Origin of the sequence: Methylobacterium sp. E-005 (assembly GCF_022829725.1) — a bacterium.
In the GTDB taxonomy this organism is placed as follows: Bacteria; Pseudomonadota; Alphaproteobacteria; order Rhizobiales; family Beijerinckiaceae; genus Methylobacterium.
The window spans coordinates 191,027-198,281 of the sequence record NZ_JAKSYG010000179.1 but is presented as its reverse complement, the minus strand read 5'-3'; the positions used below and the strand labels follow the sequence as shown (position 1 = coordinate 198,281).

The 7,255-nt window shown below is 68.6% G+C and carries 5 protein-coding genes; 2 read left to right on the top strand and 3 right to left on the bottom strand.

The genetic code is table 11. The annotated features are described in order from the left end of the window. The 3 genes from MKK88_RS20475 to lptF all read right to left on the bottom strand — a co-directional run. Positions 1 to 2,378: LPS-assembly protein LptD (locus MKK88_RS20475; protein WP_244002933.1), on the bottom strand; the 2,378-nt coding region annotated here is incomplete at its 3' end. 77 nt (positions 2,379 to 2,455) lie between these two features. Next, complete coding sequence (lptG, locus tag MKK88_RS20470; RefSeq protein WP_244002932.1) at positions 2,456 to 3,544, bottom strand: LPS export ABC transporter permease LptG; 1,089 nt, start codon at positions 3,542 to 3,544, stop codon at positions 2,456 to 2,458. 7 nt (positions 3,545 to 3,551) lie between these two features. After that, positions 3,552 to 4,712 (bottom strand): LPS export ABC transporter permease LptF, encoded by a 1,161-nt coding sequence (gene lptF, locus MKK88_RS20465; protein WP_244002931.1) that lies wholly within the window; start codon positions 4,710 to 4,712, stop codon positions 3,552 to 3,554. 182 nt (positions 4,713 to 4,894) lie between these two features. Here lptF and MKK88_RS20460 point away from each other — a divergent pair, with 182 nt between their 5' ends. Continuing rightward, positions 4,895 to 6,406, top strand: a complete 1,512-nt coding sequence (locus MKK88_RS20460; protein ID WP_244002930.1) for a leucyl aminopeptidase — start codon at positions 4,895 to 4,897, stop codon at positions 6,404 to 6,406. A 42-nt stretch (positions 6,407 to 6,448) separates the two neighbouring features. After that, positions 6,449 to 7,180, top strand: a complete 732-nt coding sequence (locus MKK88_RS20455) for a hypothetical protein (protein WP_244002929.1) — start codon at positions 6,449 to 6,451, stop codon at positions 7,178 to 7,180. Positions 7,181 to 7,255: the final 75 nt, after the last annotated feature.

Sequence of the window (7,255 nt, the reverse complement as noted above, 5' to 3'; positions counted from 1 at the left end):
GCCCCCGAAAGGTAGAACCGGCCCGGGTTCTGATAGACCGGCACCGTGCCGACCGGGTTCGCGAGGTAGCTGGTCAGCGCGTCCTGATAGGTGTTGCGCACGTCGAGGTAGTGCGTGAGATCGACCAGCAGCGAGCCGGTCACGAACCAGTTCGGCGTGATGTTGTAGGTCGCAGTGGCGGTGACGCCCTCGCGGTAGTGGCTGTAGCCCAGCAGCGGCTGCGCCTCGTAGTACGAGTAGAAGGCCGAGAGCGTCAGCGGCAGGAAGGGCGCGAACCGGGCCGTCGCGCCGGTCTCCAGGCGCGCGACGTGGAAATCGGACTGGTTGAACCGAGCCCGGGTGATGAACGTGATGTTCTGGTTCGGCGAGACCTGGAACCGGCTCACGAAGTCCGACCGCCGCGTCTCCAGGCCGGAATCGAGGCCGACATCGGCGATGTCGCCGCGACGGAACGAATTCACGCCCGCGAGTTGAATCGACTCGCCGAACAGCACGTTCGCGTACCAGCCCGACGGCGTCACCACCGAATACTGGCCGCCAAGATTGGTGCGCACGCCGCCCTCGACCCGGTCGTACCCCGAGAACTTGTCCCACTCGAACAGCGACGTGTCGTCGAAGACGAGGCTCTGCGCGTCCTCGTTGGGCAGGCGGCCGATCCGCGTCTCGGAGGGGCGCGCGATGACCTGGCCGATCGGCTCCAGGGTGTGGACGCCGAGCGCGCCGAAATTGGCAACGAACGGGTAGCGGTAGTCGAGGCCGATCGCCGGCATCACCCGGCCGGCGAAGCCCTGGTCGACATGCGCGATCTGCGGGACGAGGTTGTTCTGGTAGCCGGAGAAATTCGTGCTGTCGAAGAACGCGTCGGTGCGCAGATAGGCGAAGGGCGTGAACTTCTGGCCGATATCGTCGATGAAGCTGCGCCGCCAGGAGAGCTCCGCAGAGGCGCGGGTGTTGTTGCCGGCCAGCCCCTGGATCGCGCAGGTGCCGCGCTGGAACACCGTGCAGGTCTGGTAGAGCGGGAAGCTGACGCCGTTGACGCTCGGCGAGAACAGGTAGCTCGCCGTGCGCGGCAGGCCCTGGAACTGCGTGGTCTCGCGGTTCAAGCTGGTGATGTTCGCTTGGAAACGCACCTCGCCGCCGATTTCGGCGGGGCCGTTGATGCGCTTGTCGTAATCGATCACCGGCGCCACGATCGGCTGCTGCTTCTGCCAGTCGAAGCTCGACAGTCCCTTGAAGTAGTAGCCCCGCGCCTCGAACCACGAGCGGTCGCCCTGGCCGATCAGGAAGGCGGTCGAGGTCGCCTCGCGGAAGTAATCCGTTGTGATGTTCTGGTTGCGGATCCGGTAATTGTCGAGGAACCACTTGTCGGTGACGCCGACGAGGTCCCAGCCGGCGCGCCAGCGCGGGTTGATGTAGAAGCGGCCCTCGGATTCGACCGAACCGCGGAAGTCGCGTTCGCCGGCGCCGAGCGGACTCGGCAGGAAGGCCGAGGGCGTCGTCTGCGAGATGCCGGACAGGCGCAGGTTGTAGAAGCCGTTATCGACCCGCTGTCGGAACTCGCCCTGCGCCAGCAGGCCCTGGCGGCTGAGCACGGTCGGCGTCAGGGTCAGATCGTAGTTCGGCGCGAGGTCCACGAAATAGGGGAGCGACACGCCGGTGCCGAGCGCCGTGGTGCTCACGAAGCGCGGCGTCAGGAAGCCGGTCTTCCGCTTCACGGTCGGGTCGGGCGCCTCGAAATACGGCAGGTAGGCGACCGGGATGCCGGCGAGTTCGAGGGTCGAATCGTCGAAGTAGACCGTGTGGGTCTCGTTGTCGTGAATGATTTTCTTGGCTTTGATCTGCCAGAGCGGCGGCGTCTCGGGATTGTCCTTACAGGGCTCGCAGGCGGTATAGCTGCCCGACTCGAAGCTCGTCTGCTCGCCGTTCAGGCGCTCGGCCCGGGGGGCGGAGAAGCGGGTGCGCACGGTCTCGAACTTGCGCTGCACCGTCTGCTGGCCGCGGAAGGCGTCGACGAAGCCGGTCTTGAAATCGTCGGTCAGTTCCATGCGTGCGCCGGTCACCACGCCGCCATCGGCCTCGGTGAGGCGGACATTGCCCTCGGCGAAGACGCGGCCGGTGTTCCGGTCGTAGCGCACCCGGTCGGCCTGCAGCGTCCGGGGTCCATAATGCAGCTCGGCATTGCCGCGGGCGGTCACCGTGCTGTGGTCGTTGTCGTAGATCAGCTCATCGGCCTCGACGAGGAGCTTGTCGCCGGGCTTGCCGGTCCGAAGCTCGGGCAGGCCCTGGGCATGCGCCGACAGGCCACCCGCCAGCGGCGCGGCGAGCGCCAGCATGGCCAGGAGGCCCGCCTTCCGCAGGATGTCGGCGACCTTACGCAACGCGTGTCCCAACCCCTGTGACGATAACCGCCACCAATCCCACAACCGGTCTCCCTGCCCGCGAGGGATCGCGGGTCTCAGCCGTCTTCCTGGTACAGAAGCGTGAGCGTACCGAGAAGACTGCCTACCACGGCGGGGAACCAGGCCGCCACCGGTGCGGCCACGAGTCCGGACGCGCCGAGCCCCTCCATGACCTGTCGGACCACGTAGAGGGCGAAGCCGGCCGCGACCCCACCGAGGACGAGTTTGCCGACCCCACCAAAGCGGAAGAACCGTAAGGAAACGGTTGCAGCGACAAGCACCATCGCAACGAAGAGGATCGGTCGCGCCCAGAGGACGTCGTACTGAAGGCGGTATTGGGTGGCGTCCAAACCGGCCCGCTCGGTCCGTGCGATCGTTGTGGGAAGTTGCCAGAAAGGCACAGATTCCGGGGGGGTGAAGCGCTGTCGGACCTGCCCAGGGTCGAGATTCGAGGCGATCAGGTAGGTGTCGAACGACTCAGGCGGCGCGTCCGGTGTGAGAACGCGCACATCGGAGAGTTCCCAGTAGCCGTCGTGGAGCGTGGCCTGGGCGGCCACGAGCTGGTCGACGAACTTGCCGGCCGCGTCGAAGGCGAAGACCGAGACACCCGACAGGGTCGTGGTGCCCTCGATAGCGGTCTCGGCGCGCAGGATCGCCTCGCCGTCGACGCCCTTCTGGCGGATCCAGAGGTCCTTGCCGGAACTGGCCTTCGTGGCCTTGGCGAAGATTTTGGCCTCGATCTCGGTGGAGCGTTGCTTCAGCAGCGCCGAGACCGGATTGTAGATCCCGACCGCCGCCGCCCCGAGGGCGAGCGCCACGAAGATCCCCGGTTGCAAAAACTGCCACGCCGAAATGCCGGCCGCCCGGGCCACCACCAGCTCCAGCTTGCGCGAGAGCTGGAGCAGGGCCGCCATCGAGCCGAACAGGACCGCGAAGGGCAGCACGCCCTCCGCCACCGCGGGGGTGCGGTAGAGGGACAGCTGCGCCATCAGACCGGTGGAAGCCCCCTGGGTCTCGCCGGCGCGGCGCAGCAGCTCGACGAAGTCCAGGGTGTAGACCAGCGCGAAGACGGTGACGAAGACGCCCAGCACCGTGCGGGCAAACTGGGCGGCGAAGTACCGCCCCAGGGTCGGACCGATGAACATGGCTGGGTCAGGTCGCCGGGGCGAGGCGGCGGCCGGGCAGCAGGCTCCGCAGCCACCGCGCCACCGCGCCGTTGAAGGCCCGCACTTTCGGCCCCCAGAAAATCAGGACGCAGGACAGGAGGATGGCGAGCAGCGGCACGCCGTAGACCGCCGCCACCGCGGCTTGGCTGCGCGTCGCAGCGCTGACCGCCGCAAAGCCCGCGATCCGCAAAGCCACGACCGCGAGGATCGCCCCGGCGATTGCGAGTCCGCGCCCCTGGCGGGTGGTGCGCGGATCCCCCAGAGCCGCGAACGCGATGAAGGCGAGCGCCAGCGGGTACAGGCAGGCGGACAGCCGGTCGTGCAGCTCGGCCCTGAAGCGACCCTTCTGGAGCTTGTAGTAGCCCTCGCTCTGATCGGGGAACAGGAGCTGCGTCGTCGAGCGCTCGCGCGGCTTGTAGATCGTATCGGAATCCGGAGGTGCGAAGGCCGCGAGGTCGATGGTGTAGCGCTCGAAGGTCAGGATCGAGGAATCCCGTGAGTCCTTCTGCTGCTGGTGGACGCTGCCATTTTCCAGGATCAGGTAGCTCTGCCCATCGATGTCGACGGCGTTGCCGCGGTCGGCGAGGTAGACCTTGGTCTTGCCGGCCTCCCGGCGGTCCTGAATGAACAGGCCCTTCAGGGTGCCACCCGGCCCGCGCTCGCGGAAATGGAACGTGATGCCGTTGTCGAGCTGGGTGAACTGCCCCTCCTTGACGACGTTCGCGATGAAGTCGCCGCGCACCCGGGTGATGACGTCGCGCAGCTCCTGGAAGCTCGCCGGCATGACGACCACCACCAGGAACCCCACCAGGACGCTGACAATCACCGCAAGCCGGCGAAACGGGCGCAGGAGCGCCCGCGGCGGCATACCGGCCGCCGACATCACGATCAGCTCGGAATCGCCGTTGAGTTTGTTGAGGGCGTAGATCGTGCCGATGAACAGGGCGACCGGTGCGATCACCACGATCAGGGTCGGCAGCGACAATCCCGTGATGAACAGGAAGACGAGCAGCGTCTGGCCCTTGGCGGTCACGAGGTCGAGCTCGCGCAGGGCCTGCGTCAGCCAGATGGTGCCGGTCAGCCCGATCAGGCAGGCCAGGGTGGCGCCCAGGGCGATCCGGAAGATGTAGCGCTCGATCTGCCTCATCGGCCCGGCAGTCCTGCCCGTTCCATCGCGCCCCGGCGCGGCAGGGACCCGATAAAAGGGGCGATTCCAGGGCTGTCGCGTCGCGTTGCGTTCTCCGCCTCAGCGGCTACACAGGGCGGATGGGGGCGCGGCAGCGCGCGGCCTCGATGTGCGGCTCCGGACAAGTGGGCAGGGCAACCGGTATGGCGGACGGTATCGAGATCGGTTTCGGCCCCCTGGAAAAGAGTGGGCCGGGCCCGGGTGGATCCGGCGATCTCGTGGTCTTCCTGGGCGACGATCTCGCCCTCGGGTCGGCGGCCCGGGAGATCCTCGGGGGAGCGGGGGCGGAGCTGGTCGCCCGTGCGGCCGCATCGGAGAAATTCAAGGGCCGCTCCCTCAGCGCCCTGAGCCTGCCGGCGCCCGCCGGCATCGCGGCGGACCGCCTCGTCGTGGTGGGCCTCGGCTCCGACAAGGACCGCGCGAAGACCGATTGGCCGGCGCTCGGCGGCTTCACGGCCGGCAAGGTCTCGGGCCGCAAGGCCCGGGTGGTGCTCGACTGGCCGGGGGCGGTCGTATCCGCCCGGGAGGCCGGCGAATTCGCCCTCGGCGCGCGCCTGCGCAGCTATACCTTCGACCAGTACAAGACCAAGAAGAAGCCGGATGCCGAGGACAAGGCCGGGACGTCGCTGACCCTGCTTCTGCCCGACCACGCCGCCGCTACAAGTGAGGGGGAGGGTGCCCGGACGCTCGCCGACAGCGTGATCCTGGCCCGCAACCTCGTGAACGAGCCGCCGAACGTGCTCTTCCCGGAGGAGTTCGCCAAGCGCGCCTCGGAGCTCGACAAGCTCGGCGTCGAGATCGAGGTGCTGGAGCCCGCCCGGATGCGCGAGCTCGGGATGGGCGCGCTGCTGGCCGTGGCGCAGGGGTCCGTCCGTGAGCCGCGCGTCGTGATCATGCGCTGGAACGGCGGCCAGGCCGGCGAGGCACCGGTCGCGCTGATCGGCAAGGGCGTGATCTTCGACTCCGGCGGCATCTCGATCAAGCCGGGCGGCGGCATGGAGGACATGAAGGGCGACATGGGCGGCGCGGCCGCCGTCGTCGGGGCGCTGCATGCGCTGGCATCCCGCAAGGCGCGCTGCAACGTGGTCGGCGCCATCGGCATCGTCGAGAACATGCCCGACGGCGGCGCCTACCGCCCCTCCGACATCGTCACGTCGATGTCGGGCCAGACCATCGAGGTGATCAACACCGACGCCGAGGGCCGGCTCGTGCTGGCCGACGTGATCACCCACGTGGTTCGCAGCTTCAAGCCCAAGGCGATGGTAGACCTCGCCACGCTCACCGGGGCGATCATCGTGGCCCTCGGCCAGGACATTGCCGGGATGTTCTCGAACGACGACACGCTGGCGGGCCACATCCACGCCGCCGGCGAGGCCACCGGCGAGAAGGTCTGGCGGATGCCGTTGATCCCCGCCTACGACAAGGCGATCGACTCGAAGTTCGCCGACATGAAGAACACCGGCGGCCGCCACGGCGGCGCGGCGACGGCGGCCTCGTTCATCAAGCGCTACGTCGAGGAGGTGCCGTGGGCGCATCTCGACATCGCGGGCGTGGCGATGTCGTCGAATGCCAGCGAGATCAATCGCAGCTGGGGCGCCGGCTGGGGCGTGCGCCTGCTCGACCGGCTGGTCCGGGATCATTACGAGGCGAAGTAGAGTTGGGCGCGTCCACGCGCACGCGGCGGCTCGGAGCACAGCATGAGGCCTGCGCCGCCGAAAGCGCTTGATCCGGCCGGCATGACTCGGGCTTCCGAGCCGCATTCCGGCGCGTCGTTTCTGGCGGCGTCCGGGCCGATCCTGGCCATGCTGCTCGCCTTGGGCGTCGTCACCGCCACCGGCCTCAGCCAGCGCTCGGCCCTTCCGGAGGCCGTCGAGCCCTGGGTGTACGGCTATTTCGCCGGCCGCTACCCGCTCTTCGTCTTCGCCCTCGTCTACGGACTGGCGCATCTCGCCCGCGTGGCCGCGGGGCCGGGACCGGCCTCGTTCCTACGCCGCATCGCCTTCGGCCTCGTGGGCGCGGCCATCCTGCTTCTGGCCGGGCTCTATCCAACCTTCGGCGGCGTGATCCTGCGCGCCGGCTTCGCCACAGGCGGGATGGCGTTCCTGACCCATCAGCCCCTCTGGCTGGCCTACGGGCTCGGCGCCGGCGCGGCGGCGGCCCTATTCGGCGGCATCCTCGGCCTTTTCGCGATCGCGGCGAACCGGCCGTTGCGGCCGCGGCTCCGGCGGTTCGGCACGGGGGCGCTCGCCTTCCTGACCCTCTGGTTCGGCGCGGCCGTGATCGGTCTGTTTGGCTCCCTCGGTCTCGGCCCCTGGCCCCACCGGGCGTTGCGCGCCGAGGAGGCCGGCCTCGCCGCGCTCCTGCTCATCGTTGCCGCTTTGCCGCATGCCGCGATGACGACACTGCGCCGGCTTCGTCCGGCCTCCTGAGCCGACCGCCTTGCGAGGCGCCCGCCGTTCCCGCACAGTCGGGTCGTTCTGCGTTGAGGGACTCGGCCAAGGAGA

What these genes read in the sequence shown, in the direction of transcription:
- lptG (WP_244002932.1), bottom strand. Translation starts at nt 3,544, where the DNA reads ATGTTCATCGGTCCGACCCTGGGGCGGTACTTCGCCGCCCAGTTTGCC.
- lptF (WP_244002931.1), bottom strand. Translation starts at nt 4,712, where the DNA reads ATGAGGCAGATCGAGCGCTACATCTTCCGGATCGCCCTGGGCGCCACC.
- MKK88_RS20460 (WP_244002930.1), top strand. Translation starts at nt 4,895, where the DNA reads ATGGCGGACGGTATCGAGATCGGTTTCGGCCCCCTGGAAAAGAGTGGG.
- MKK88_RS20455 (WP_244002929.1), top strand. Translation starts at nt 6,449, where the DNA reads ATGAGGCCTGCGCCGCCGAAAGCGCTTGATCCGGCCGGCATGACTCGG.